A 25,085-nucleotide genomic window follows, 5' to 3' on the forward strand; every position below is an offset into this window, starting at 1 on the left:
CTGTTCCTTTGCGTTCACTCGCGGTGGTCAGTCCTGGGCCAGTCGGACGGAGAATAGATCGGCCGAGTCCGGGAGCAGGTCGAGGTCATCGAGATCCTCCGGATCGATCTCCCACATAGTGCCGCCATCACACTTGAGCGAGCCGGGCGACACCGGCTCGGCGTCGTCCGGGTTGTCCTCGTCCGGCGGCGACTCGTCGCCCTCTGTGGGCGGATTCTCCTCATCTTCAGCGGGCTCGAAGGTGCACCGGGGTTCCACGACCGCCGTGGCCGACGCTTCGGCCTTCTTGTCCGCGATTCCCGGCAGGATGGTGGCACCCATCGGCTCCTGGGTCCTGACACGGACCTTGAAACCCCACCTGTCGTCCACGGGACGGCAGCCGTCTTCGTCGTCCGTCACCAGAACAGCCTCGTTCCGGTCGGCGAAACGCGCCGCTGCCTGGCACCCGACATTGGTGCCCAGGGGATTGCCGTTGAAGATGTCGTCCAAAAATGCGGGGTTCAGCAGATTCCCCAGATTCCCCAGGATGTTCACGCTGACGAAGTCGTCGCGGGACTCCTGGGCTGCCGCCAAGGCCGCGGCGTCCGCCGCGGACTGCGCACCACTGTGTTTCGCACCGGCCTGACCGACCGCGAAGAGCGCGAGCGCGAGAAAGAGCAGGCCCGCCACCATCGTGATGTAGATGGGGGCGGCCTGCCCTGACTCGCGAGAATCGCTCATGATCAGCTGGCGTCGAGGATCTCGCTGACCTTGTCCGACAGGCCGGTGGCGATGTCCTCCGCCACACCGGTGCCCACGATGGCCACGATGATCAGCGCCACCAGAACGATCACGCCCACGTACTCGACGGCGCCCTGACCCTTGTCGCTGCGGCGCTTCATCGCCGTGACGGCCGTGTTCGCCCAGGTGCCGACGTAGAGCTTGGCGTTGGTGGCGGCCTTCAGCGTGATGTTCGACATGGTGTTCTCCTCCGGTGTCGGCCGGCCGTGTACCGGCCGACTCGTACGAGTCTTTGGTGTCGTTCGCGTTTCCGGCTTCCTCCCGGCCGGTCTCGCTGGCGACATGAGAAACGTACGCCGGGGAAGCACCCCTCAGCATGGGCCTGAGGGCCCAACCCAGGGCCCAACGCGGGGATTGGGCCCCGCCGGGTATCGCGGAGCCCGGCAGCGGGGAGCCCGGCCGCACGGAATCCGGTATCCCGGCGCCCGGCATGCCGGAGCCCGCCGTCCCCGTCGCCTGCTCGTCTCGCGCGCGTTCAGCCATGGCTCGCCGACCCCCCGCGCGTGATGCCGTGCCACAGGGCGATGGCCTCCCCGCGGCTGCCCGCGTTGAGCTTGGCGAAGATGCGATTGATGTGGTTCTTGACGGTCTTCTGGCTGATGAAGCAGGCCGCGGCGATCTGCTGATTGGTCATTCCCGACCCGATCAGGTCCATGATCTCCACCTCCCGCTGGCTCAGTTCGGAGTACAGGGCCGCCGAGGCCCCGGACGGTTGCCGCCCCTGAAGAGAATGTCCCACATTCGCTTGCGAAAGCGAAGAGTCTTGAGCAAATTGTTGTGCGTTCAACTCCGGATCAACCACGCCAGCCTGGACATTGGTTGACGGAAAGTACGGGGGGTGCCCCGGAGGCATTGCATGTGCAGACGCAGACGTTTGCTCGGGAACGCTCGGCAAATAACCGGGGCCGGTGAACGCCGTGCCCAGGCCCTCCGGCAGCTGCCCGCCCTCCGGCCGGCCGCCGGCGCCGCCCCGTACCGTCGCCAGCAGCGCGCTGGACGCGGAGTAGGTGAAGTGGGCCCTGCCCTGCTTGATGTCCCTGACCGCCGCGACCAGTTGGTCGGCCGTGAACTCGCCGTGGACGAGATAGCCGCCCGCGCCCAGCCGCAGCGCCTCGTGGACGATCTCGCTCTCACGGCTGTACGTCATCATCAGGACCGGGGCCAGCCGCACCAGATGAGGCAGGGCGGAGATCCCGTCCACCCCCGGCATACGCACATCGAGCAGGATCACGTCCGGCCGGTGCTGTACGGCCTGTTCATACGCCTGGCGGCCATCCTGGGCCTCCGCGACGACCTCGATGTCGTCACGTCCGGACAGCAGGACGGTGAGGCCCGCCCGTACCACGGGGTTGTCGTCGGCGACCACGACGCGCAGGGCCGGCGCGGCCGGCATCGTATGGGGGAAGTCGGGGAGTTCTCCGGATGCCGCCGGCGGTGCGGATACGGGGGTTCCGGCGGTCTGTTCCGAGCTGAGCGGTGTGGCGTGCGAGGACGTGTGCTGCGAGGCATGAGCCTGTTGCGTCCAGTGTTGCCCGGAAGTGCTGGAGATGTCGTCCGGCATGGCTGCGGCCTCCTCTCAAGTGTGGGGACGAATGGGCGGTGCTTCAGGTCTGTTCGGGTCTGCTCGGGTCGGATCAGGTCGGATCGGGTCGGATCAGGTTCAGTTCAGCTGCGGGACAGGGCTCTGTGGCCGCTGTTCCTCTCCTGTAGGTCGCAGGGCGTTGAGCGGCAGTTCCAGCCGTACCTCCGTACCCTTCGCGGCCCGGCCCCTGCCGATGCGGATACGCGCCCCGATGGAGGCGGCCCGCTCGACCATGCCGACCAGTCCGAAGTGTCCCGCCCGCCGCAGATCGTTGAGGGTGGTGCCGGGCGGCAGGCCCTGACCGTCGTCGTAGACGCTGATACGCAGCACATCCCCGGCCACGCCCGCCGAGACGGTGACGGATTCGGCCTTCGCGTGGCGCTGCGCGTTCTCCATCGCCTCGGTGGCGATGGTCAGCGCGTGCCGGGCCACGGCATGCGGGATCGGCGGTACGGAGGTGTCACCGAGCCGCCGGAAGGTGGCGGACATGCCGTGGCGGCGGCCGAAGTCCTCGGTACGGGAGTGGAGTTCCCCCAGGACGTCGATGCCGCCGTCCAGCCCGGACTCCCGTCGCAGGTCCGAGAGCAGCTCCCGTGATTCGGCGGCGGCCCGGCGCGCCGAGCGTGCCACCAGTTCGGCCTGGTGCTTGACGGTGCGCGGTTCCATCCGGTCCGCCGAGCTCGCCAGGCCGTCCGCCGCCATGGCCAGGCCGTGCAGGGTCTTGGCGACGGAGTCGTGCATCTCACGGGCGAGCCTGGCGCGTTCCTCCTCGACCGCGCCGCTGACCGCGAGCCGGGCGCGGGCCTCGGTCAGCGCCTGGCTCGCGGTGCCGAAGCCGAGCATCAGATTGCGCAGAGTGCTGCCGACCGCGCCCGCCATGACGCACAGCCCCGGGAGCAGCAGGGCGTTGAAGCCCGCCTCCGCCTCGTTGTTGACGGCGTACGCCCCGGCGACGATCAGCGACTGGAGTACGGCGAAGAGCGCGGCGCCGCGCCAGCCGTACACCAGCCCGGCGAGCAGCGGGGTGCAGATGGTGACGTACGCGAGCGTCGAGTCCGGGGACGCTGTCACAAGCAGCAGAGCGCCGAAGAACATGTCCGCCGCCAGGAGCACGGGGTGGCGCAGCAGGAACGGACCGAAGCGCTCCCAGTCACGCAGCAGGACGTAGGAGCCCATGAAGGTGACGAGAACGGCCACACCGACGAGCCAGGTCCCGAGACCGGGTGCGGTATTCCTGAGGGCGAAGGGAGCGGCGAGCGCGATCATCGCCAGACGGAACCCGAAGACCTGTCGGCACAGCGCCTGGAGGGCGTTCACCTGGATCGGCAGTGCCGGAACGTGTTTCGGGTCGGCGGTGGCCGAACGCGGCACCTCACTGCTGTTGCCGCCCGCGAGGATGAGGGTCTTCTGGGCCATGATGGGGGTCACCTCCCGTACTGGGGATCGGGTTCACGCTTCGTCGGTCGCTGATACTGAGGCCGCCGTGCCGGGGTCGCCGTCGTGGAGTCACTAGCCGAGGATGTCCCCGAAGTCGACGCCGGAACCGTAGTAGAAGCTGAGGACGATCAACAGCATGGTGGCCGGGAGCATGACCATCGTGACGACGAGCGTGGTCTTCGGGATGGCCTGGGCGGCCCGGCGCCGCGCGTTCTGCGCGTCGGTGCGGCGCATGTCGTTGGCGATCTGTATCAGGGTGTCCACGATCGGGGCACCCAGCTCCTCGCCCTGCTGGAGCGCGGTGACGAACATCGACACCTGCTCGGAGGCGTTGCGCTTGCGCAGCTGGTCGAACGCCTCGCGCCGGCTGACGCCCATGTCCATCTGGCGCAGCGTGATGCGAAGTTCGTCGGACCAGGGGCCCTTGTACTTCTCCGCGACACGCTCCAGTGCCTGACGGAAGCCGAGACCGGCGGAGACGACGACGGCGAGGACGTCGAGGAAGTCGGGCAGGGTGCGCTCGATGTCCTCTTTCCTGCGGGCGATGTGCGAGCGGATGATGACGTCCGTCCACACCAGGCCGTACGCGAGCGCGATAAGAGCGATGACCGGCTGTCCGCGCATCACGAGCGCCAGCGCCGCGAGCACGCCCAGGATGCCGTAGACCGCGCGACGGGCGGCATAGCGGTCCACCGTTATACCGCCGGGGTTGCCCGCCATGTCGAGGCGGCGGCGCAGCGCGTCGACGCGCTTGGGTCCCATCATGCGGAGCACGGACGGGGCGTAGCGCATCCCGAGCCGGTCTATGCCGGAGCCGACGGCGGTGGTGCGGGTGGCGCCGACCTCCAGCGCGATGGCGAGGTCGCTGGGCAGTTTGGCGTCCGCGCGGTAGAGACGGACGCCCTGGAACGCTCCGTAGACGGACAGTCCGACGACGACCGCGAGCAGTAGACCCATCATGTTCTCTCTCCTCCTTCCTGGGACCCGGACTCAGACCTGGACGCGGGACATGCGCTGGATCAGGAAGAAGCCCACGCCGTACATCGCGAAGGCCACCACGACCGCGGCCTGGCCGAGCACCGTTCCCGTCATCTTGTCCAGAGCTCCGGACGACATGGCGTTGATCACCAGCAGGAAGCCGAGTCCGAGCATCGGCACCGCCACGGCGGTGACCTTGATCTGGGAGAGCATGGTCTTGACCTCTCGGCGGGTTTCCTTGCGCTCGTCCAGCGTCTCGGTGAGGTTGCGCAGCGAACTCACCACCTGGCCGCCGGCCCGGCTGGAGAGGACCAGCGTGGTGACGAGGACGACCAGTTCACGTGAGGGCAGCCGGTCGGACAGCTCGCCGAGCGCGTCGTCCATGGACTGGCCGACGGCGAGCTGGTCGGCGACCTTGCGCAGTTCCTCGCCCGCCGGGTCGTCGAGTTCCTCGGCCGCCATCGCCAGGGCGGTACGCAGGGCCAGTCCGGCCTGGGTGGCGTTGGCGAGTACGCGGGTCAGCTCGGGCAGCTGGTTGATGAAGGCTTCCGTGCGCTTGGTGCGCTGCCAGTTGAGGAAGGCGTTGGCGCCCCACACGCCGATCAGCGCCGCCAGGATGCCGAAGAACTGGGCGAAGATCGCGCCGATGCTGAAGTACAGCGCGAGCAGTCCGGCCACGACGTACACGAAGTACTCGCCGGGGGTCAGATCGAGGCCCGTCACCGCGATCTTGCGCTCGATGCGCTTGCCGAGCTTCGTCGTACGGAGCCACTGGTCGACACCGACGAAGTGCCGGCGGCGGCCGGACACCGTGGAGATCTGTCCCGTCTGGGACATGCGCGCGACGAGTACCTGCCGCTGGGCCTTCCCCGACGCGTAGATGTGCACGCCGATAACGGCGAGCACACAGGTGAGCAGCGTGACGCCGATCGTCAGGAGCGGGAGATTATCCATGTCGTGCGGGACCTTCTCGGTGGACGAGGTGGAGTGTGGACGATGTTGGGGCGGGGCGGGCGGGGAGGGGCGGGGAGCCGGGGAGCGGACGTCGGATCGGTTCAGGCCGCCGATTTGCGTACGGCCAGCTCCTCCTCCGCGGCAGCGACCCCGAAGGCCGGTGGGACGGGTTCGCTCTTGAGGTAGAGACGGTCGGCGATCCGGCGCGGCAGCGGGTAGTACTCGAACTTCCCGTGCACCCGCCCGTCCGCGGACACCGGCTGGGCGATATAGCGGCAGACGGAGACGATCCGGTACTCCTCGCGGCCGTGCGAGTCCACGATGGCGATCTCGGTCACCCGGCGGGAGCCGTCTGCGTGCCGGGTGAGCTGCACGATGACATCGACGGCGCTGTTGATCTGGTCCTTGATCGCCACGAACGGGATCTCGACCTCCGACATGGAGGCCAGGGTCTGGAGTCGCATCAGCGCGTCCTCGGCGCTGTTGGCGTGGACGGTGGCGAGCGAGCCGTCGTGACCGGTGGACATCGCCTGGAGCATGTCGAGTGTCTCGCCGCCACGGACCTCACCGACGATGATGCGGTCGGGGCGCATGCGCAGGGAGTTGCGCACGAGGTCGCGGATGGTGACCTGGCCCTTGCCCTCCACGTTCGAGGGGCGGCTCTCCAGCGTGATCACATGGGACTGCTGGAGCTGGAGCTCGGCGGAGTCCTCGATGGTGACGATGCGCTCACCGTCGGGGATGAGTCCGGAGAGGGCGTTGAGCAGCGTCGTCTTGCCGGTGCCGGTGGCGCCGGACACGATCACGTTGAACTTGGCACGCACCAGACCGGACAGCAGGACCATCATCTGCTCGTCCAGCGAACCGAGGCCGATCATCTCCTGAAGGGTGAAGGCCCTCGGGAAGCGCCGGATGGTGAGGATCGGCCCGGTCAGCGAGAGCGGCGGGATGATCACGTTCACACGCTCGCCGGACGGCAGCCGGGCGTCGACCATCGGATTCGCTTCGTCCACACGGCGGTTGACCGTGGAGACGATGCGTTCGATGGTCTGCATCAGCTGCTCGTTGGAGGTGAACCGCATCGGCAGCTGCTCCAGCCGGCCGCCGCGCTCGACGAAGACCTGATCCGCGCCGTTCACCATGATCTCGCTGATGGAGGCGTCTTCGAGCAGGGGCTCCAGGATGCCGAGACCGAGGGCCTCGTCGACGACCCGGCGGATGAGCTGGGACCGCTCGACGGTCGAGAGGACCGGGCCCTCCCTGCTGATGATGTGGCTCAGGACCCGCTCGAGGCGGGCCCGGCGCTCGGCCGCGGCGAGCGCGGACATCTCGGCGAGGTCGATCTCCTCCAGGAGCTTGGCGCGGTAGACCCCGACGAGGAGACTCTCCTCGCTGTGCCCGTTCGTCGGCTCGGGGCTGTTGATGCGCGCCCGCAGGCTCATGTCCTCAACTCCCAGGTTCTGCTGGTGTGCTCGGGTGGTGCGGTGGTGCGGTGATGCGGTGGTGATGTGCGTGGTCGCGTCCATGACCAGCGTGCGGCCGGACGCCCCGGTCAGTCGAGGGGCATGGTGGCGCTCCTCTTGGCCTTGGGCAGGTCCATGCCGGGCAGGATGGCCGGGATCGTGACCTCCGCGGTGACCGTCACCTCGTCGCCGCTGATGGCCGGATCCGGGATGTTGACCGTCAGCCAGTCGCTCGTCGCGGCCTCACCGGCCGCTTGAGGTGACAGGTTGACATCGTTGTACGTGGCGGCTCGGGCCGCCGTCCGCGCCGCCGTGCTCGCCTGCGTCACGGCGTACCCGGCCAGCCCGAGCTGGATCGCGGCGAGGGCGAGGACGAGCAGCAGGGTGATGACGCCGACGTATTCGAGGGCGATCTGTCCCCGGTCGCGCGCGCCGCGCGCTGTGCGCTTCACCATCGGTCAGCTCTCCCTTACGGCCGAGGCCTGGCCCGGGACGGTGACCGGGATGTTGAAGCCGGGGAAGAGCACCGGCACTTCGAGATCGACCTCGGCCTCCACCAGACCGGTTTCGGAGTCGTCGCTGCACCGGATCGTGGCGCTCCAGGCCCCGGGAAGGTTCTCGGTCCCGGCCCGCTCGCAGGCCGCCGCGAGCGTCTCCGTCTCGGCGACCGTGCCCGCCCGCACCGCCTCGTCCGCCGCGTTGCCCGCGAGCGAGAAGGTGTAGCCGACCAGGGCGGCCTGCCAGAGCAGGATCACCGTGCCCAGGATGATCGGCACCATGCCGACGAACTCGACGGCGAGCTGCCCCCGGTCGTCGCGAAGCCGCGTGTCGCGAAGCCGCGCGTCACGCAGTCGCGCGCCGCGCAGCCGTGCACCGCGCAGCCGCACAGAGCGCAGCCACGCACCACGCGACCGGTCACCACGCAAGCGGTCGCCCTGCGATCGGCCGTTACGCAGGCGGTCGCCACGCGAGCGGTCGCCGTCGCTCAGCCGCTCAGCGTGCGAGCCGCCGTCGCCCGGCCGCGTGGCCGGGCCCTCTCCGTATCGTCGTATGTCTGTTCTTGGGACACTCATGCTTCAACGCTCCCCCTCCGGCGGGTGGGCTGGCCTCATCAGTCGTGCTGCTTCGATCGTCCGCGCAGGACCCCGACCGATCCGCGGTCTCCCTTGAACTTGCTGCTTTTCTCCCCGCCTTCGGGCGTTTTCACCAGGCCCAGTTCCCCGGCCAGCCCCCACATCGCCTGCTTCACCGTGGACCTGGACTCCAGGTCCTGCATCCGGCCGGCGTCGACCGCGGACTGCAGTTCCTTGAAGTTGGCCGGGATGGTCACGCGCGCGACCCGGGTGCTGGTGATCCGCTCGATCAGCGGCGGCTGGATCTCGGTGTTGCGCGTATGGCGGTTGACGACGATCACGGTCTCCTCCGCCTTGCGGATCTGGAGCCGGTCCCACAGCCGCACCATGCGCTTCGCCGCCCGGACCGACACCACATCGGGGGTCGTCAGCAGCAAGGTGGTGTCGGCCATCTCGATCGCGGCGGCGTTGGCGCTGTTCATCTGGGTGCCGCAGTCGATGATGACGACCTCGTAGCGGTTGCGCAGCGCGCTGACGATCTGCCGTACGGACCGTTCGTTGACCTCCTCGCCGCGCTCCCCCTCCCCCGGCGCCAGCAGCATCCCTATCCCGCTCGGGTGGATGTAGACCGCGTCCTGGAGCACCCGGGGAGATATGTCCTGGATGGTGGCGAGGTCCACGATCGACCGCCGGAACTGCACATCGAGGTACGAGGCGACGTCGCCGGCCTGGAGGTCGAGATCCGCGAGCGCGGTGTTCATGCCGGACGCCCGTGCCGCCAGGGCCAGCTGGACGGCGACCATGGTCGTGCCGACGCCGCCCTTCGCGCCGCTGACGGTGATGACCGTACCGCCGGGGCCGGTGAACACATCGGCGCCCTGGCCGAGATGGCGCCGTACGCCCACCGACCAGGCCGCCGCGGCCTGTACGCGCTGGGCGAGTTCCTCGTACGAGAGCGGCAGTCCGACCAGACCCCGGGCGCCGGAGTCCATCGCGGCGGCGAAGAAGCCGGGACCGGCGTCCGTGGTGACGAGGATGACCCCGACGGCCGGGAAGCGCAGGGCCACTTCCCGGATCAGTTCGAGCGCCGGTACGGGACCGATCCGCTCATGGACCAGGACCACTTCCGGCAGCTCGTCGATCGACTCGGCGGCCAGCCTGGCCAGGGTGTCGATCAGCGAGGTGGAGTCGCCGACCGGTGCGGCCGGCTCGGCGTCAGGGAGCTGACTGAGCAGAGTCGTGATGGACCGGGCGGCGTCGGCGTCCCCGACGACCGGCAGGATTCTGGTGCTCATACGTCCCTCACTTGTCCCCTTCGAGGGTGTAGGTGTTCTCCCCCGGGCGCAGCGTGGTGGGGCTGCCGTCGGCGAGGAGCGCGAGGCGTACGTGCTTCGCGAAGGACTCGGCGTACGCGACGCGCTGGGCGTCCTTGGTCTTCAGCGCGAAGGTGATCGGCACCGCCTTGGTGGCCGCGCTGCGGTTGCTGTTGCTCTCGTCGGGCTGGAGTGCGGTGAGCTTGCCGACCTCGAGGACCTTGGCGTTGGGGACGATGATCCGCGACTGCGCCTGGGCGTCCTTGTTCTCGGCGGCGAAGGTCGCGAAGATGTTGACCAGGTCGCCCGGCAGGATCTTCCCGGCGACACCGGTCGACGCGTCGATCATGATCGCGATCTCCTGCTCGTCATTGGCGAGCGCGGGCCGGCTGACGATCATGTCGTCCTGGAGCAGCGAGCCCTGCTTGAGCTGGGTGACGGCGATCTTTCCGTTGACGACGGCCAGATCGGTCACCGCGTTCTCGGAGAGCCAGCGCTTCGGCATGCTGATCTTCTCGAACTGCCCCTCGGTGAGCGGGGTGTACGGCGCGACGTCCGCCTTCAGCCGGTACGCGGACACCTCGGGTCCGACCTTCGAATTCACGTCGCTGATCACGGAGAGGACACCGGCGAACGCGGCGAAGGCGCAGAGGACCGAGAGAAGAAGGAGTATGACGCCGCGGCGTTGCCGTGAATTCATGGGCGGAGCAACCTCGTTCGGTGACGTGAGTGTGAGGGCGGGGTGTCAGGACTGAGAATGAGCCCGATGTGTGAAATCGGTGTGTCGAAATGGTGTGCGAAGCGGGAGCGGGGGAGTCTGACGAGCGGATCGGGGTATCGGGAGCCGGGGGAGGAAACGGGCCCTGGGGCCGGAGGAGCGCGAGGAGAGCGCCCCGGTCGTGAACGGGTCGTGAGCGGTGCCGCACGTGCGGCGCGTACGTCTAGGTGGATGTTCCGTGGTTCAGGACACCGGCGGCGCCCATTTGGTTCTCCGGCGGCGTCAGCGGAGCCGAACAGAATCCACAGCGATCACCTATGAGTTCGATGCCGCACCAGGAACACACCTCTCTTCGTACGGAGGAGACCAGCTGATAGAGGACGGAGATGTCCGGCAGGAACGCGGCGAACTCGACCATCTTGGAAGTCCCCCACCAGCGCGGCGAATCCGCCGGGAGAGTGCTTTCCTGGACCCCCTGGACGCGCCACGCGGGCGCGAGGGTCTTGGTCACCCAGTCGGACTGCAACTGCCCTTTTCCGACGATGAGTTGGGTCCCGAAGTCGGGGCCCGCGAGTTTTCCGGTTCCGCCGATCTTGATCAGTTGGGGCGACGGGTTGGCGAGCACTCCGAACTGGGATCCGGGCACCCAGGACTTCGCATGGGTCTTGAGGCTCACGGGCACCCGGTCGAGCCTGGTCACGGAGTTGAGCTGCGCCCCGGCGTAGATGTAGTGCGAGAGCAGCCGGGCCGCTGAAGCGACGATTCCGGCACTGAAGTCACAGATGGACAATTGCCGCAGCTGGCGCACCAGTACGGCCACGCCGAGCGGCGGCAGATCGAGCTTGAGCAGCGCGATCCGGTCGGTCTCCAGGACCGACCGGACGGTGTGCAGGCGCCGTTCGTGAGCCGCCGTGATCGACGCGGGGTAGAGCGCCACGACGTAGCCGTGCTGCTCCACGAGAACCTGCATGTCGGCGAGCGCGGCGTCCAGTGGCTGGGCGTCGGGTGACTGGAGCAGCGCCGCGGTCGGCGTCTGCTGGTCCGTCGGTGGTAGCACCAGATCAGGACTGGTGACAGCAATCGCGGTCGGCACGCTGGTTCCCCGTTCGGCTCCGGCCGCCGGAGTCCCGACGGCCGCAGTTCTGTCTCCTGCTCCGTGCTTCTGCTTCAGCACTTTATCCACCTCGTACTGCGCAGAGAACACCTATCAGATGACGATGCCAGGGATACGGGTGGCAGCCTCCGGCAAAGCGGGCGAAGCAGTCAGTTGTTCACTGCCGTTTCAATTAATATTCCATTTGGTCGAATTCCGCATCCAATCGCTCGGGTTTGGGCCCGAGTTGGGCCCAGGGGCCCACGAACGGGCATCACCGGGGCCCGTACGCTCCCCTTCCGATTCCGTGTGCGAGAGGCACTCGGTCACCGAGGGGGACGGGTCGGATGAGAAGCCGGATCAGAGGCCGGATGAGACGCCGGGCGGCGCCCCGGACGGCACACCGCACGGCACACCAGGCAGCACACCAGGCGGCACACCGCACGGCACACCGGACGGAACGACAGAAGCCGCCCGACGGTGCTCGCGACCGAGGGGCCACGGCCACCGAGTACGCGGGCGTGATCGTGGTCGTGGCGGCGGTCGTCGGGGCGCTGGTCGGTACGGGAGTCGACCAGACCCTCGCGGACGGGCTGCGCTGTCTGGTCACCTTCAGCGGCCCCTGCGACGCGGGCGGCGGCGGTGACCAGGACCGGGCCACTCCCAGGACCGACGCCGACTACGAGCCGCCGCTGTGCCAGATCTCCTCGGTCACCGACAAGGCGGGCGCCAAGGCGAAGGTCCTCTTCATCGAGTGGGGCGAGGAGTACGGCTTCCAGCAGACGACGTTCCAGTCCAACAAGGACCTCAACAAGGACGGCAGGGTTGACGCGCACGACCAGCAGGTCATGATGACGTTCACCGACGCCGCCTCCGTCGCCGCCAAGAAGGACTGGAAACCGGGCGCGAAGATCGGCAAGTTCGGCGCGGACAAGGTCGAGCTGGGCGCCGGGATCAAGGTCACCAACGGCGACACCTGGGTCTTCGACAGCGAGGAGCAGGCCGCGTCGTTCCGTGACGACATCGAGGAACTCAAGACGTACGAGCTGGCCAACCGCAACACCAACGCGCGCGGCGGCGGCCTCGGCAACAGCATCCTCTACCTCTTCGGCAAGGGCCCGATGGCCAAGGAGGAGGAGCTGCGCGACCGGATCGAGGAGAAGCTCGGCAACCGCCACATCAGCTACGGCAAGGTCGGCCTGGAGGCCAGCGCGGCGGGCGGACTCAAGCTGTCGGCGGGTGACGAGAAGAAGCTGAGCGCCACCCTCGGCGGCACCTTCAAGTTCTCGCCCGAGGTGACCTGGACCGACAACGACTTCAAGGGCACCAAGGCGTACACGTACAGCGCGGCCGTCGAGTACGGCGGCAAGGTCGGGTACGAGGCCGGGCCTCTCGGCGGCGAGTCCTCCGCGTCCACCACGCAGACCGGCACGATCACCGTCACGCACGACAAGAAGACCGGCGAGCTGCTGCGCATCGACATGACCCGCACGGTCGAGAAGGGCGCCACGAAGGACGGCGTGAAGGTCGGCGGGGACAACGGCAAGGACGGCGACGACAAGCGCGGCGGCAGCGGCGGGGCGAAGGGCACCGACGGGTCCACCGGTATCGAGGTCGTCACCAACTCCGTGGTCATCCCGCCCGGCTCCGACGGCGACGAGCAGCGCCGGATCGCGCAGGAGTGGCTGGACGGACACGGCGACAACGCCGCGCCCTTCACCTACATGTTCGACGACCACGCGCCGACGAAGCGCCCCGGCGCGGACGATCCGTTCGGGCGGCTCCTCTTCGACGAGGGGCTCTCCAGCCGGACGAACTACACCGGAAACACGGAGGCCGCGGAGTACGGCTTCGAGCTGAACCTGGGACTCAGCCTCGGCTTCTCGGTCTCCACCGAGAAGAAGGAGGAGACCCTCGACGAGGCGCGGTTCCTGGGGGCACCCCATGGGGACAGCCGCACCTATCTTCCGTACAGCTACTGTGCGAACTGACCCGGCCGGCGACAGGAGCACACCAGCCATGAGGACACCCGCCATCACCACCCCGACCAGGCCGAACAGCGCGAACGGCGGAAGCACCGGGAGCGGCCCGGGAAGCGGCGTCGGCGGCGGCCCGAGAAGCGGGAGCGGCCCGAGAAGCGGGAGGACACCGCGCCGGCCGGCCGCTGCCGCCGTCACCGCCGCCTGCGCCGCCGTCGTCGCGCTGGTGGCCGGGTGCGGTACGGACACGACGGCCGGAGTGGTGCCCGAGGGCTGGGGCACGCTGAAGACGTCCGCGGTCACGGTCGCCCACCCGCCCGCCTTCACTCCCCAGAGCGCCGGTGAGCGGAGCACGTACAACGCGGCGGCGGCGACGCTCACCAAGGACGGCAAGGACGTCGGAATGATCACCGTCCAGCTCGACTTCACCAACGCCGACTCGGTGGACGAGGCGGCGATCGGCGCCGAGGCGGGCATCGCCCTCGGCTCGACGCTGGGAAAGCAGCGCAAGGTCGAGGTCGCGGGCCCCGAGGGCAGGACGGAGGCCCGGCGCATCGACTTCGAGTTCACCGAGAAGGGCTCCCGGATCAAGGGCGTGATCGTCGCCGGGCTCGACTCCGCGAAGAAGTCGTACGCGGTACGGGTCGACGCGGCCAAGGGAAGACTCGGCGACGGCGACCTGACGAAGATCATCGACTCGATCACCCTCACGTAGGCGGCCACCATGGACATCCCGGGCGGTGACTACGTCTTCTTCGGGGGCATGACCCTGCTGTTCGGCTGGCTGGCGGCCCACTACGCCCGGCGGCTGGCGGCGGTGACACGCGCGCTGCGGGCGGGCGGCCGGGCGGCCGGTGTGTGCGTACGGATCGAGAGCGAGCCGTACAACCGCTCGGACGCGCGCCGGTACGTCTTCTCCTTCCGCACGCCGGACGGGCGGAGCGTCGAGTTCGAGGATCTGGCGACGGGCGCGGTGCGGGTCGGCTCGCAGGTCACGGTGGCGTACGACCCGGCGGCCCCCGAGCGCACCGCGACGGTCGCGGGGCGCGGCAACTGGTCGCCGGTGGCGCAGTACGTCCTGCTGGTGACGGGGTGCGGGCTGGCGGCGGCCTGCTTCGCGGCGGTGCTGGTGTTCACGGCGATCTGAGCCGGCGCCGCGGGCCGGGGCGGGCCGACACCGGGCACGGGCCCGGCCCGACCGCCCCGGCCCGGGAAACGAATCGACAGCGAAACGATCTGAAGAACGACCTGAAGTACGAGGATTTGATGCACGGCGATCTGTTCAGCCATCCGTTCGGAGGCGAGAGGCGATGACGCGGTACGACTATCCGAGGGCGCCCACGCGCCGGGACGGCGGAGGCGGAGCACCCGTCTTCGCGCTCATGCGCGCCTGGGCGGCCGGCATCGTCATGCTGCTCATCACGGAGTATCTCCAGGCCACGCTGGTCTACGACCATCTGGCCTCGGACGAGAAGCTGGAGACGTTCACCGGCCGACTGCTGCTGATCCATCTGCCGAACGCCGTCTGCATCGCCGTCGCGGCGTGGGCGGCGGGACGCTTCCACCACGAGCCGTTCCGCGACGCCACGGTGCAGCATCTGGCGGCGGTCCTCACCGTGCCGGTGGCCGCGCAGGCACTGAACATGTCGCTCCAGTGGCAGGACCTGGCGGCCGAGGGGCTGCTGATGTCGAACGCGGTGCTGGTGGTCGGGTGCGTGACGGGCTACGCGGTGGAACGGCTCCAGGAGGACTGAACGTTCCGGCCGCGGCTGCCGAAATACGCTCGGCGCATGACTCCCCAGCGACCCCGGCAACTCCGGAACCTCCTTGAGCGCGCGCGGCGCCTGGCCGCGAACGGTGCGAACGACACCGGCGGCACGGCCGGTCCCGGCCACCGCCGGATCCTCGGAATCGCCGGGCCGCCCGGCGCGGGCAAGACCACGCTCGCCGCCCACATCGCCGGTGCGCTCGGCCGGGACCGCGCGGTCCTGGTCCCGATGGACGGCTTCCACCTCGCCGACACCGAGCTGCGCCGGCTGGGCCTCCTCGGCCGGAAGGGCGCTCCGGAGACCTTCGACCCGTACGGCTACACCGCCCTGCTGCGGCGGCTGCGGACCGCGCGGGCGGGCGAGACGGTGTACGCGCCCGGCTTCGACCGGGAGCTGGAGCAGCCGGTCGCGGGGACCATCCCCGTCCCGCCCGATGTGCCTCTCGTGATCACGGAGGGGAACTACCTCCTGCTGGACGACGGGCCGGACGGCCCGTGGAGCGAGGTGCGCGGGCTGCTCGACGAGACCTGGTGGGTCGATCTGGCGGACGAGGAACGGGTACGGAGGCTGATCGCCCGCCACGAGCGCTTCGGCAAGCCGCCCGCCGAGGCGGAGCGTTTCGTCCTGGAGTCCGACGAGGCCAACGCCCGCCTGGTCGCCCCGGGCCGGTCCGCGGCCGATCTCGTGGTGACCTTCGCGAACGGCGAAGCGCCGGGGGACGCTCCGTAAACGCGCGTCCGGCCGGACCGGCCCTGCCCGGACCCACCCAGCCCGGACCGGCCCTGCCCGGATGCAGCCCGCCCGCCCGGACCGGACGGTTCCGGACCGGCCCTGCCCCACCCCTTCGTGTACGACCTGCTGCCACAGGTCTTGACAACTTGATTGGTCTGGACCAGTTTTACGCCCGACGGTGGCCACCGTTCCCCCTCTCACGTACCTCCATCCCCGAACCCCAGCCGGAGGCAGCAAGTGGAACGTGCACCAGGCGGCAGACGACGTATCAGAACCTGGATCGGCGGGACGGTGGCCGTGCTGGCCGCCGGCGCGCTGAGCCTGACCGGGCTCACCGGAACCGCGCAGGCCGCCGACGTCAACGTGGCCAAGAACGCGGGCTTCGAGTCCGGGCTCACCAACTGGACCTGCTCGGCGGGCAGTGGGGCCACCGTCGGATCTCCCGTGCACGGGGGCGCCGCCGCGCTCCGGGCCACCCCGGGCGGCCAGGACAACGCCAAGTGCGCCCAGGCGGTCGCCGTACAGCCCAACTCGACGTACACGCTGAGCGCCTGGGTCCAGGGCGGATACGCGTATCTCGGGGCCGAGGGGACGGGCACCACCGATGTGTCGGCCTGGACTCCGGACAGCTCCGGCTGGAAGCAGCTGACCACCACCTTCAGGACCGGCGCCTCGACCAGGTCCGTGACCGTCTACACCCACGGGTGGTACGGCCAGAGCGCCTACTACGCGGACGACGTGTCCGTCTTCGGCCCCGACGGCGGCGGGGGCGGCGACCCCGAGCCCCAGGTGCCCGGCGCGCCCTCCGGGCTGGCGGTCGGGTCGGTGACGTCGTCGTCCGTGACCCTCAACTGGACCGCCGTGTCCGGCGCGACCGGCTACAACGTGTACCGGGCCGGTACGAAGGTCCAGTCGGCGAGCGGTACGTCCTCGACCGTGACGGGGCTGGCCGCGAACACCTCGTACGACTTCCAGGTGACCGCCACCAACGCGGCCGGTGAGTCCGCGAAGTCCGCGACCGTGACCGGCAGGACCTCCCAGGGCGGCGGCGGCAACCCGGGCCCCGGCGTGCCGAAGCACGCGGTGACCGGCTACTGGCAGAACTTCAACAACGGCGCGACCGTCCAGAAGCTCCGTGACGTGCAGGCGCAGTACGACATCATCGCCGTCTCGTTCGCCGACGCGACCACCACGCCCGGCCAGATCACCTTCAACCTCGACCCGGCCGTCGGCTACGCCTCCGTCGCCGACTTCAAGGCGGACATCGCCGCGAAGAAGGCCGCGGGCAAGTCCGTGATCATCTCGGTCGGCGGCGAGAAGGGCAGCATCTCCGTCAACAGCGACGCCTCCGCGACCGCCTTCGCGAACAGCGCCTACGCGCTGATGCAGGAGTACGGCTTCAACGGCGTCGACATCGACCTGGAGAACGGCCTCAACTCCACCTACATGACCAAGGCGCTGCGCCAGCTGTCCGCGAAGGCGGGCGCGGGCATGGTGCTGACGATGGCGCCGCAGACGATCGACATGCAGTCGACGGCCGGTGAGTACTTCAAGACCGCCCTGAACGTGAAGGACATCCTCACCGTCGTCAACATGCAGTACTACAACAGCGGTTCCATGCTCGGCTGCGACGGCAAGGTCTACTCACAGGGCTCCGTCGACTTCCTCACCGCCCTCGCCTGCATCCAGCTCGAAGGCGGCCTCGACCCCTCCCAGGTCGGCATCGGCGTCCCCGCCTCCACACGCGGAGCCGGCAGCGGCTACGTAGCACCCTCCATCGTGAACAACGCCTTGGACTGCCTGACCAAGGGCACGAACTGCGGCTCCTTCAAACCCTCCAAGACCTACCCCGGCCTGCGCGGCGCCATGACCTGGTCCACCAACTGGGACGCGACCGCCGGCAACGCCTGGTCCAACGCCGTCGGCCCGCACGTCCACAGCCTGCCGTAGCAGGTCCGGCCGAAGGTCCGGGCCGGAGGGGACACCCCTCACGGACCGGGCCCCGCGAACCAGCAGCGCCGCCGCTCCCCCGGCGGCGCTGCTGCGGGGGCCCTTGACAAGAGCAATGGTCTGGACCAACTTGGAGGGCCAGCGGTGGCCACCGTTCCGACTCCCGACTTCCCCCCTCCAACCGACTCCCCCCACGGAGGCCATGCAGTGCGCCGGAACGTAGCTCCATCACCGTCCCGTACCTCGCTCCTGAAAGCCGCGCTGACGGCAACGGCCGTCCTCGCCACCGCCGGACTGGCGATCCCCTCGGCGACGGCGGCGTCGTCGTCCGGCACGGCGCGCCCCACCGCGCCCGCCGCCGCACCTGCCGCACCCGTCGCCGCACCCGCCGCGCCCGCCGCCGTTCCCGCCCACGCGGTGACCGGCTACTGGCAGAACTTCAACAACGGCGCGACCGTCCAGACCCTCGCCCAGGTCCCGGACCAGTACGACATCATCGCGGTCGCCTTCGCCGACGCCACCGGCACGCCGGGCCAGGTCGCCTTCAACCTCGACTCGGCCGGTCTCGGCGGTTACACCGTCGAGCAGTTCAAGGCCGATGTGGCGGCCAAGCAGGCGGCCGGAAAGTCGGTCATCATCTCCATCGGCGGTGAGAAGGGCGCGGTCGCCATCAACGACGCGGCCTCCGCCACCGCCTTCGCCGACTCGGTGTACGCGCTGATGCGGGAGTACGGCTTCGACGGTGTCGACATCGATCTGGAGAACGGCCTCAACTCCACCTACATGACACAGGCGTTGAAGTCGCTGGGAGCGAAGGCCGGACCCGGATTCGTCCTCACGATGGCGCCGCAGACGATCGACATGCAGTCGACGGCCGGTGAGTACTTCAAGACCGCCCTGAACGTGAAGGACATCCTCACCGTCGTCAACATGCAGTACTACAACAGCGGTTCCATGCTCGGCTGCGACGGCAAGGTCTACTCACAGGGCTCCGTCGACTTCCTCACCGCCCTCGCCTGCATCCAACTGGAGGGCGGCCTCGACCCCTCCCAGGTCGGCATCGGCGTCCCCGCCTCCACTCGCGGAGCCGGCAGCGGCTACGTAGCACCCTCCATCGTGAACAACGCCCTGGACTGCCTGACCAAAGGCACGAACTGCGGCTCCTTCAAACCCTCCAAGACCTACCCCGGCCTGCGCGGCGCCATGACCTGGTCCACCAACTGGGACGCGACCGCCGGCAACGCCTGGTCCGACGCCGTCGGCCCGCACGTCCACGGCCTCTCGTAGGCCCGTCACACCGTAGACCGCACCACCACCCCGAGCCCCCCACAGGGCCGGCAGCGCCGTCGAAACCCCACCCGACGGCGCTGCCGTGTGTCCGGGGGCGGGGTGCTTGCGGTAAGAAGGACCCTCAGATGCAACGCGGTTCAGGGATTCGGGGATCCGGGGGGATTCATGTTGGCCGAGGCGGTGACGGCGGCAGCGGCGGCCGGTGGGATCGCGGTCGTGGAGGGCGCGGCGTCGGCCGCCGGTACGCAGGCGTGGGAGTCGTTCCGTACGCGCGTCGCGGGATGGTTCGGGCGGGGCTCCGGGAACGCGGAGCTGGAACGGGTGACGCTGGAGCGGCTGGACCGTACGACGGCGGAGCTGGACGGGTCGGACGAGGCGGGCCAGACACGCCAGGCTGACAGGTGGGAAGACCGCTTCGTGGACGTACTGGAGGCCGCACCCGAGGAGCTGAGGTCCGAACTCGCCCTGGAACTCCAGAGGTTCAGCGACGAACTGCGGGCCGAGCTGACGTCACGCGGCGCCGGCACGACGATCACGGGTACGGGCGCGGGCGCATGGGTCTCCACCGAGAAGGTGGACATCACGGGCGGCGGCAGCGGCAGCACGGCGGGCGTCATCAACCAGCACTTCTACGGTACGAACGGACCCGCCCCGGCAAACCCTCCCGCGCCGGAGCCGGGCCAGGCCTGACCGGTTCCGGCTTCTCGACGCGGGAGAGCGACCAGATCACTCTCGCGGTCCCGCACGGCACGGCCTCCCGGCGCACACTGTGGGGCCGGGACGAGCTGCTCGACGAACTGCTCGCCGCCGTACGGGACGAGGGCCACAAGCAGGACGCCGGGGCGGTCCATGTGGTCCAGGGCCTCGGCGGGGTCGGCAAGACGAGCGTCGCCGTGTCCGTCGCCCACCGCCTCCAGCGGGAGACCGACCAGGTCTGGTGGATCGGCGCCCAGGACGCGTCCCGGTTCACCGGCGGCCTGACCGCGCTCGCCCGCCAACTCGGCGTACCGGACGAGGAGATCGCCGTCGGGCGACTGGCCGACCAGCTCTGGCGCCGGCTCTCGGCGCTGGAGGAGCCCTGGCTGCTGGTGGTCGACAACGCGGACGACGCGCGGCTGCTCGACGGCCCGGGGCGGCTGGCGCTGGGCACGGGTCTCGTCCGTCCGCACCGGTCGCCGCGCGGACTGGTCCTGGTCACGAGCCGCGACGGCCAGCCGGGCACGTGGGGCGATCACGCGGTCCTGCACCGGCTGACGCCGCTCGGCGACGGCGACGGCGCGGACGTCCTGCTGGACCTCGCGGGCCCGTCGGCCGGTTCACGCGAGGAGGCGGCGGAACTGGCCCGGCGGCTGGGCGGGCTGCCGCTCGCGCTCAACACCGTGGGCCGCTACCTGGCGGCTGTGGGGCAACGCCCGGCGCGCTTCCGGGACGCCGGGGAGACGGCGACCTTCGCGGAGTTCCGCGCGTCACTGGACGACGGCGGGGCATTCCCGCACCCCGGCACGGCCACCGCGCTGGCGGGCATCTGGCGGATGTCCCTGGACCTGCTGACCGAGCGCGGCCACCGCTGCGTACGGCCGCTGCTGGAGGTACTGGCCAACTTCGCGGACGCGCCGGTGCCGTTGATCCTGGCCGACCCGGCGGTACTGGGCGAGGACGAGGCGTTCGAGGGGGTGAGCGGGGCCGAGATCTGGGCCGCGTTGCAGGCGCTGGCGGGGCTGGGGCTGGTGGACCTGGCCGCCGCGAACGGGGTGGACACGGTCGCGCTGCACCCACTGGTACGGGACGCCCATAGGAACCCGGGGTGGTACACGCTGAATGTGCGACTGCTGGACAAGGCCGCCGAGAGCGACGAGACCGGCCTCCCAGAAGATGTGGAGCGGTGGCCACTGTGGTCGGCGCTGACACCGCATGCCGTGCACGCACTGACCTTCGAGGAGGGCTCGGACGACGACCAGGTGTTCCCGAACATCTGGACGGCGGCCATGCTGACCGCCCGAAGCCTGCATGCCCAGGGACAGCTGAGCCAGGCCAGAAAGCTGCTCGACGAGCTGGTGCCCCGGCTGGGCGGCACCCTCGGCGAAACCCACTCCGACACCCTCACCGCCCACCACAACCTCGCCGTCGTCCTGCATGACCAAGGGCACCACGACCGAGCACGCGCCATCTACGAAGACATCCTCACCACCCGACGCGTCACCCTCGGCGAGCACCACCCCGGCACTCTCACCACCCACAACAACTTCGCCTCCGTCCTACAGGACCAAGGCCACCATGACCAGGCACGCGCCATCTACGAAGACATCCTCACCACCCAACGCGACACCCTCGGCGAGCACCACCCCTCCACCCTCACCACCCACCACAACCTCGCCTCCGTCCTGGACGACCAAGGCCAGTACGACCGAGCACGCGCCATCTACGAGGACATCCTCGACATCGAACGCGACACCCTCGGCGAGCACCACCCCTCCACCCTCACCACCCACCTCAGCCTCGCCGTCGTCCTGCACCACCAAGGACATCACGACCGCGCGGCGGTGGAGGTGCCGCCGTACTCTCGGCACGACGGCGCGTACTCGGCCCCGAACACCCGGACACTCTCTCCGTTCAGCGATGGCTCGACATCATCAGCGCCGCCCGGGACAAGCCCTGAGCCCTACCAGGGAATGTCCCGCACCTGCTGCACGCACAGCACCACGAACAGCAGCCCCGCCGCCGTCAGCATCACATTGCTCAGGATGCCGTTCCGCCATTCCTTCGGCGTGCGCGACGAGTTGAGCAGCCACACCAGCGTCAGCGCCAGGAACGGCATGAAGAACGCGCCCAGCACCCCGTAGACGACGACCAGGCCGAACGGCTCGTCCAGGAAGAGGAGCGAGATCGGCGGGAAGGTCAGCCAGAGCAGATACGCGCGGAACGGCACCGAGCGTTCGCGCTCGCCGGAGGCGACCTCCTCCGTCGTCTTCCCCGCCTCGTCCGCCGCCGCCCCCACGCGTTCCTTGCGGATCCGCTCCACGAAGTCCGCGAACATCAGGCTCACTCCGTGCCAGACGCCGATGAGCGACGAGAACGACGTGGCGAAGAAGCCGACCAGGAACAGCTTGGCGGTGGTCGGGCCGAAGCGGTCCTCCAGGATCGTGCCGAGGTCGATCAGGCCGCGGTCGCCCTTGGTCAGGGCGATCTGGGAGGAGTGCAGCAGCTCGGCGCCGATGATCAGCATGGCGACGACGAAGAGGCCGGTGGTGATGTACGCGACCCGGTTGTCGAGGCGCATCACCTTCATCCAGCCGGTGTTGGTCCAGCCCTTGGCGTTGACCCAGTAGCCGTACGCGGCCATGGTGATCGTGCCGCCCACCCCGCCGATCAGGCCGAGTGTGTAGAGCAGTGAGCCGTCCGGCAGGACCGGGAGCAGGCCCGCGAAGCTCGCGCCGACATCGGGGACGACGCGGATCGCGACGTACATGACGACCACGAACATCACGCCGATCAGGACCGTCATGACCCGTTCGAAGACGGCGTACTGGTTGAACCAGACGAAGACGAGCCCGATCAGGCCCGTGATGACCGCCCATGTCTTGAGCCCCGGCCCGTCGGGGAAGAGCGCGACGATCGGGAGCGCGCTGGAGGACATCGCCGTGGCGCCGTAGACGAAGCCCCAGACGACGACGTACACCGCGAAATACACGGTGGTCCAGCGGCCCAGGCTGCGCCAGCCCTCGAACAGGGTGCGGCCGGTGGCGAGATGCCAGCGGCCGGTGGCCTCGGCCAGGGAGATCTTGACGACGCAGCCGATGACCGCCGCCCACATCAGGGTGTAGCCGAACTTGCTGCCCGCGATGAGCGTGGCGACCAGATCGCCCGCGCCCACACCGGTCGCCGCGACGACGATGCCGGGGCCGATGTACGTCCAACTCGACTTGCGCGGACGGGAGACGGCCTCATCCATGCCGGTGTCCGTGGTGTCTGCCATACGTGTCGTCGCCTCCCGCTTGTCTCTACGTGACCCGAGTCACCAAAGCGGGGTGACGATGATCGCGCAAGAGGGCCTGCGGTGAGGGTTCGGTGCCGGGAGTCCAGGTCGCGGCCCCCTGCCCGGCGGTACGGGAGACAGCGGGCGTCTCCGAGGGGGCCAATGGCCAACCGGCAAATGAACTCCTACCGGGACGACCGTGACTAGGCCCGCGAATGGGTCCGTGGACCTGCGTATGGGCCCTTGCCCGTTCTTAGGCTGCTGCCGCTCGGGAGGTCACGACGATGGCGTGAGCTGGGAGAACAGGTGAAGGACGCCGGCAGGCTGCACAGTTGGTACGGGCGTGGGCGCGGGATCGCGCAGGGGCACGGGGCTGTCCAGGGGCACGGGATGGGGCGTGGCCGGGGACGGGGCGACCGGGGTCAGAGCGGGGCCGAGTACGCGGCGATGGTCGGGGTGGTGTCCCTGGTCGTGGCGGGGATCGTCGGGCTGAGTGTGCCCGCCGACGAAGCGACCGGGCTGAAGAGCGCGGTGTGCCGAATACTTCACCCGCTGAGCGGGGCCGAGGCGTGCTCCTCCGGCGACTACGCGGGCGACGGGAGCGACGGCGGGGACGGGGGCGGGGACAACGGCGGAGGCGGGGGTCCCGGCGATCCGTTCGTCCCCAACGGCGACCCGTTCGAGCCCGCGCGGTGTCTGCTGTCCCAGGACCAGACCAAGGACACCGTCGTCATCCAGGTGGTCTTCATCAAGATCAGCAGTTCGGAGACGGTCAAGCTCCAGCAGTGGTCGGACGGCACCGTCACCCTGGAGCGGGTGAACGAGACCTCGGGCGGCGTCACGGCGAGCATCTCCGCCGGCATCCCGGGTCTGAAGGACTGGGGCGGCAGCGCCAAGCTCAGCGGCACCTACCTGGCGGGCAGCGGCAGCGGCGGCCAGTGGCTCTTCAACGGGCACAAGAGCGGCGACCCCCAGGCGGACCTGGCGGCCAACCTCCAGGACGCGCAGAAGTTCGCCGCGTACCTCAAGGCGAACGACGGCTGCAAGTACCAGAGCGGGTACAACCCCGGGGCGGCGATGGGAGCGTGCCAACAGGACGCGGCCACCAAGAAACCCGATCTCGCTCCGGAGCTGGCGCCGGACGTCGACATCACCAAGACCTCCACCGAGGCATCCGGCTCGGTGAGCTTCGGTGGAAAGTTCACGGGCGGCAAGGGCGGCAAGTTCTCCGGCGAGCTGGCCTCCGGCACGATGACCGAGGACGTGGTGGTCATGCGTTCCCACAGCGGACCGAACGCCGGGAAGATCACCTTCATCTACACCTTCACCGTCAAGGGCACGGCCGGCGCGCTGGGGGTCGCCACGGGCGAGAAGATGCAGCAGGTCTCCGTCACCTACGACGCGGCCGCCTACGACCAGGAGGAAGCGGACGGCGCCGCACACCACCCGGAGAAGCTGCTGATCACCACCAGCCAGGAGGCCGGGGAAGGCGTCGGCGGCAAGGCCGAGGCGGGCGCCAACGCCGGTCCGGTCACCATCGATGTCGGCGGTGGCGGCGGTTCCACCGAGTCGCGGATACACACCGAGTCCGCCGAACTCCTCCTCGACAACGACGCCGACAGCACCACCGTCGAGGACTGGCTGCGCGGAAACGGTGACCCGGCCAGCAATCCGCTGCCCTCCCCCTCCGACGCCGCCGAAGTACCGGACGACGACGCCAGCCCCCTCGAACGGCTCCTCCACGACAAGGGAAAACTGAGCAGACTCGACTACAAGGCCAACACCGACTGGTGGAACGCCTCGCTCGGCATCGGTTTCGGGCTCTCCGCCGGACAGGTCTCCCTCGGCTTCAAGCTCTTCGGCATCGAGATCACCCACGAATCCAAGGGACAGACGATCACCGGCGATCCCACCTACGCCACCGGCCCCAAGAACGGCGGCGCCCGGCCCTGGGTCGAATGGAAGAACTGCACCCAGACCAAGCCGATCCCCACCTGACGG

General features: G+C 69.3%; 22 protein-coding genes and 1 pseudogene. 10 read left to right on the forward strand and 13 right to left on the reverse strand.

Features of this window, described 5'->3' with window-relative positions:
• Window positions 1-27 precede the first annotated feature (27 nt).
• The 12 genes from ACIOGX_RS24320 to ACIOGX_RS24375 all read right to left on the reverse strand — a co-directional run bounded on the left by ACIOGX_RS24320 (window position 28) and on the right by ACIOGX_RS24375 (window position 11,391).
• Window positions 28-720: a pilus assembly protein TadG-related protein gene (locus ACIOGX_RS24320; protein WP_401916140.1), complete on the reverse strand. Its 693-nt coding sequence runs from the start codon at window positions 718-720 to the stop codon at window positions 28-30.
• Window positions 721-722: 2 nt separating this feature from the next.
• The gene (locus ACIOGX_RS24325) at window positions 723-959 is read right to left on the reverse strand and encodes a hypothetical protein (RefSeq protein ID WP_356514452.1); all 237 of its coding nucleotides are present in this window, start codon (window positions 957-959) and stop codon (window positions 723-725) included.
• A gap of 296 nt (window positions 960-1,255) precedes the next feature.
• Complete coding sequence (locus ACIOGX_RS24330; RefSeq protein WP_384764620.1) at window positions 1,256-2,341, reverse strand: response regulator; 1,086 nt, start codon at window positions 2,339-2,341, stop codon at window positions 1,256-1,258.
• A gap of 99 nt (window positions 2,342-2,440) precedes the next feature.
• The gene (locus ACIOGX_RS24335; RefSeq protein WP_356514448.1) at window positions 2,441-3,778 is read right to left on the reverse strand and encodes a histidine kinase; all 1,338 of its coding nucleotides are present in this window, start codon (window positions 3,776-3,778) and stop codon (window positions 2,441-2,443) included.
• 93 nt (window positions 3,779-3,871) lie between these two features.
• Window positions 3,872-4,756, reverse strand: coding sequence for a DUF5936 domain-containing protein (locus tag ACIOGX_RS24340; protein WP_356514721.1), 885 nt, complete (start codon window positions 4,754-4,756; stop codon window positions 3,872-3,874).
• 33 nt (window positions 4,757-4,789) lie between these two features.
• The gene (locus tag ACIOGX_RS24345) at window positions 4,790-5,731 is read right to left on the reverse strand and encodes a type II secretion system F family protein (RefSeq protein ID WP_356514446.1); all 942 of its coding nucleotides are present in this window, start codon (window positions 5,729-5,731) and stop codon (window positions 4,790-4,792) included.
• 101 nt (window positions 5,732-5,832) lie between these two features.
• The gene (locus ACIOGX_RS24350) at window positions 5,833-7,173 is read right to left on the reverse strand and encodes a CpaF family protein (RefSeq protein ID WP_356514444.1); all 1,341 of its coding nucleotides are present in this window, start codon (window positions 7,171-7,173) and stop codon (window positions 5,833-5,835) included.
• A 110-nt stretch (window positions 7,174-7,283) separates the two neighbouring features.
• Window positions 7,284-7,649 carry a TadE/TadG family type IV pilus assembly protein gene (locus ACIOGX_RS24355; RefSeq protein ID WP_356514442.1) on the reverse strand — a complete coding sequence of 122 codons (366 nt, stop codon included), beginning with the start codon at window positions 7,647-7,649 and terminating at the stop codon, window positions 7,284-7,286.
• Window positions 7,650-7,652: 3 nt separating this feature from the next.
• Window positions 7,653-8,120: a pentapeptide repeat-containing protein gene (locus tag ACIOGX_RS24360; RefSeq protein ID WP_401916146.1), complete on the reverse strand. Its 468-nt coding sequence runs from the start codon at window positions 8,118-8,120 to the stop codon at window positions 7,653-7,655.
• A 185-nt stretch (window positions 8,121-8,305) separates the two neighbouring features.
• The gene (locus ACIOGX_RS24365; protein ID WP_401760747.1) at window positions 8,306-9,562 is read right to left on the reverse strand and encodes a CpaE family protein; all 1,257 of its coding nucleotides are present in this window, start codon (window positions 9,560-9,562) and stop codon (window positions 8,306-8,308) included.
• Window positions 9,563-9,569: 7 nt separating this feature from the next.
• Window positions 9,570-10,280: a Flp pilus assembly protein CpaB gene (gene cpaB / locus ACIOGX_RS24370; RefSeq protein ID WP_401916149.1), complete on the reverse strand. Its 711-nt coding sequence runs from the start codon at window positions 10,278-10,280 to the stop codon at window positions 9,570-9,572.
• 241 nt (window positions 10,281-10,521) lie between these two features.
• Window positions 10,522-11,391, reverse strand: coding sequence for a hypothetical protein (locus ACIOGX_RS24375; RefSeq protein ID WP_401916152.1), 870 nt, complete (start codon window positions 11,389-11,391; stop codon window positions 10,522-10,524).
• A gap of 521 nt (window positions 11,392-11,912) precedes the next feature.
• Here ACIOGX_RS24375 and ACIOGX_RS24380 point away from each other — a divergent pair.
• The 9 genes and pseudogenes from ACIOGX_RS24380 to ACIOGX_RS24420 form a co-directional block, all read left to right on the forward strand.
• Entirely contained in the window at window positions 11,913-13,382 is a 1,470-nt protein-coding gene (locus ACIOGX_RS24380; protein WP_356514432.1) for a hypothetical protein, read from the forward strand.
• A gap of 28 nt (window positions 13,383-13,410) precedes the next feature.
• Window positions 13,411-14,085, forward strand: a complete 675-nt coding sequence (locus ACIOGX_RS24385; protein WP_401916155.1) for a hypothetical protein — start codon at window positions 13,411-13,413, stop codon at window positions 14,083-14,085.
• Window positions 14,086-14,094: 9 nt separating this feature from the next.
• Entirely contained in the window at window positions 14,095-14,517 is a 423-nt protein-coding gene (locus tag ACIOGX_RS24390; RefSeq protein WP_356514428.1) for a DUF3592 domain-containing protein, read from the forward strand.
• A gap of 163 nt (window positions 14,518-14,680) precedes the next feature.
• Window positions 14,681-15,124 carry a hypothetical protein gene (locus tag ACIOGX_RS24395; RefSeq protein WP_356514426.1) on the forward strand — a complete coding sequence of 148 codons (444 nt, stop codon included), beginning with the start codon at window positions 14,681-14,683 and terminating at the stop codon, window positions 15,122-15,124.
• Between the two features lie 36 nt (window positions 15,125-15,160).
• Window positions 15,161-15,868 (forward strand): nucleoside/nucleotide kinase family protein, encoded by a 708-nt coding sequence (locus ACIOGX_RS24400; protein ID WP_401916160.1) that lies wholly within the window; start codon window positions 15,161-15,163, stop codon window positions 15,866-15,868.
• Window positions 15,869-16,108: 240 nt separating this feature from the next.
• Window positions 16,109-17,821 carry a chitinase gene (locus ACIOGX_RS24405; protein WP_401916162.1) on the forward strand — a complete coding sequence of 571 codons (1,713 nt, stop codon included), beginning with the start codon at window positions 16,109-16,111 and terminating at the stop codon, window positions 17,819-17,821.
• A gap of 294 nt (window positions 17,822-18,115) precedes the next feature.
• Window positions 18,116-19,108 carry a chitinase gene (locus ACIOGX_RS24410; RefSeq protein ID WP_401916663.1) on the forward strand — a complete coding sequence of 331 codons (993 nt, stop codon included), beginning with the start codon at window positions 18,116-18,118 and terminating at the stop codon, window positions 19,106-19,108.
• 168 nt (window positions 19,109-19,276) lie between these two features.
• Window positions 19,277-19,801 carry a hypothetical protein gene (locus ACIOGX_RS24415; RefSeq protein ID WP_401916165.1) on the forward strand — a complete coding sequence of 175 codons (525 nt, stop codon included), beginning with the start codon at window positions 19,277-19,279 and terminating at the stop codon, window positions 19,799-19,801.
• 107 nt (window positions 19,802-19,908) lie between these two features.
• Window positions 19,909-21,645 (forward strand): annotated as a pseudogene (locus tag ACIOGX_RS24420) (tetratricopeptide repeat protein); the annotation flags it as partial.
• Window positions 21,646-21,770: 125 nt separating this feature from the next.
• Here the strand turns inward: ACIOGX_RS24420 and ACIOGX_RS24425 are convergent.
• Window positions 21,771-23,084, reverse strand: coding sequence for an Nramp family divalent metal transporter (locus ACIOGX_RS24425; RefSeq protein ID WP_383973037.1), 1,314 nt, complete (start codon window positions 23,082-23,084; stop codon window positions 21,771-21,773).
• A gap of 390 nt (window positions 23,085-23,474) precedes the next feature.
• Here ACIOGX_RS24425 and ACIOGX_RS24430 point away from each other — a divergent pair, with 390 nt between their 5' ends.
• Entirely contained in the window at window positions 23,475-25,082 is a 1,608-nt protein-coding gene (locus tag ACIOGX_RS24430; protein ID WP_401916168.1) for a hypothetical protein, read from the forward strand.
• Window positions 25,083-25,085 lie beyond the last annotated feature (3 nt).

Origin of the sequence: Streptomyces sp. NPDC088147, assembly GCF_044741565.1 — a bacterium.
In the GTDB taxonomy this organism is placed as follows: domain Bacteria; phylum Actinomycetota; class Actinomycetes; order Streptomycetales; family Streptomycetaceae; genus Streptomyces.

Bases quoted from the DNA above. Each gene is read 5' to 3' on its own strand.
- ACIOGX_RS24320 (WP_401916140.1), bottom strand. From the start codon at position 720: ATGAGCGATTCTCGCGAGTCAGGGCAGGCCGCCCCCATCTACATCACG.
- ACIOGX_RS24325 (WP_356514452.1), bottom strand. From the start codon at position 959: ATGTCGAACATCACGCTGAAGGCCGCCACCAACGCCAAGCTCTACGTC.
- ACIOGX_RS24330 (WP_384764620.1), bottom strand. From the start codon at position 2,341: ATGCCGGACGACATCTCCAGCACTTCCGGGCAACACTGGACGCAACAG.
- ACIOGX_RS24335 (WP_356514448.1), bottom strand. From the start codon at position 3,778: ATGGCCCAGAAGACCCTCATCCTCGCGGGCGGCAACAGCAGTGAGGTG.
- ACIOGX_RS24340 (WP_356514721.1), bottom strand. From the start codon at position 4,756: ATGGGTCTACTGCTCGCGGTCGTCGTCGGACTGTCCGTCTACGGAGCG.
- ACIOGX_RS24345 (WP_356514446.1), bottom strand. From the start codon at position 5,731: ATGGATAATCTCCCGCTCCTGACGATCGGCGTCACGCTGCTCACCTGT.
- ACIOGX_RS24350 (WP_356514444.1), bottom strand. From the start codon at position 7,173: ATGAGCCTGCGGGCGCGCATCAACAGCCCCGAGCCGACGAACGGGCAC.
- ACIOGX_RS24355 (WP_356514442.1), bottom strand. From the start codon at position 7,649: ATGGTGAAGCGCACAGCGCGCGGCGCGCGCGACCGGGGACAGATCGCC.
- ACIOGX_RS24365 (WP_401760747.1), bottom strand. From the start codon at position 9,562: ATGAGCACCAGAATCCTGCCGGTCGTCGGGGACGCCGACGCCGCCCGG.
- cpaB (WP_401916149.1), bottom strand. From the start codon at position 10,280: ATGAATTCACGGCAACGCCGCGGCGTCATACTCCTTCTTCTCTCGGTC.
- ACIOGX_RS24385 (WP_401916155.1), top strand. From the start codon at position 13,411: ATGAGGACACCCGCCATCACCACCCCGACCAGGCCGAACAGCGCGAAC.
- ACIOGX_RS24390 (WP_356514428.1), top strand. From the start codon at position 14,095: ATGGACATCCCGGGCGGTGACTACGTCTTCTTCGGGGGCATGACCCTG.
- ACIOGX_RS24395 (WP_356514426.1), top strand. From the start codon at position 14,681: ATGACGCGGTACGACTATCCGAGGGCGCCCACGCGCCGGGACGGCGGA.
- ACIOGX_RS24400 (WP_401916160.1), top strand. From the start codon at position 15,161: ATGACTCCCCAGCGACCCCGGCAACTCCGGAACCTCCTTGAGCGCGCG.
- ACIOGX_RS24415 (WP_401916165.1), top strand. From the start codon at position 19,277: ATGTTGGCCGAGGCGGTGACGGCGGCAGCGGCGGCCGGTGGGATCGCG.
- ACIOGX_RS24425 (WP_383973037.1), bottom strand. From the start codon at position 23,084: ATGGCAGACACCACGGACACCGGCATGGATGAGGCCGTCTCCCGTCCG.
- ACIOGX_RS24430 (WP_401916168.1), top strand. From the start codon at position 23,475: ATGGGGCGTGGCCGGGGACGGGGCGACCGGGGTCAGAGCGGGGCCGAG.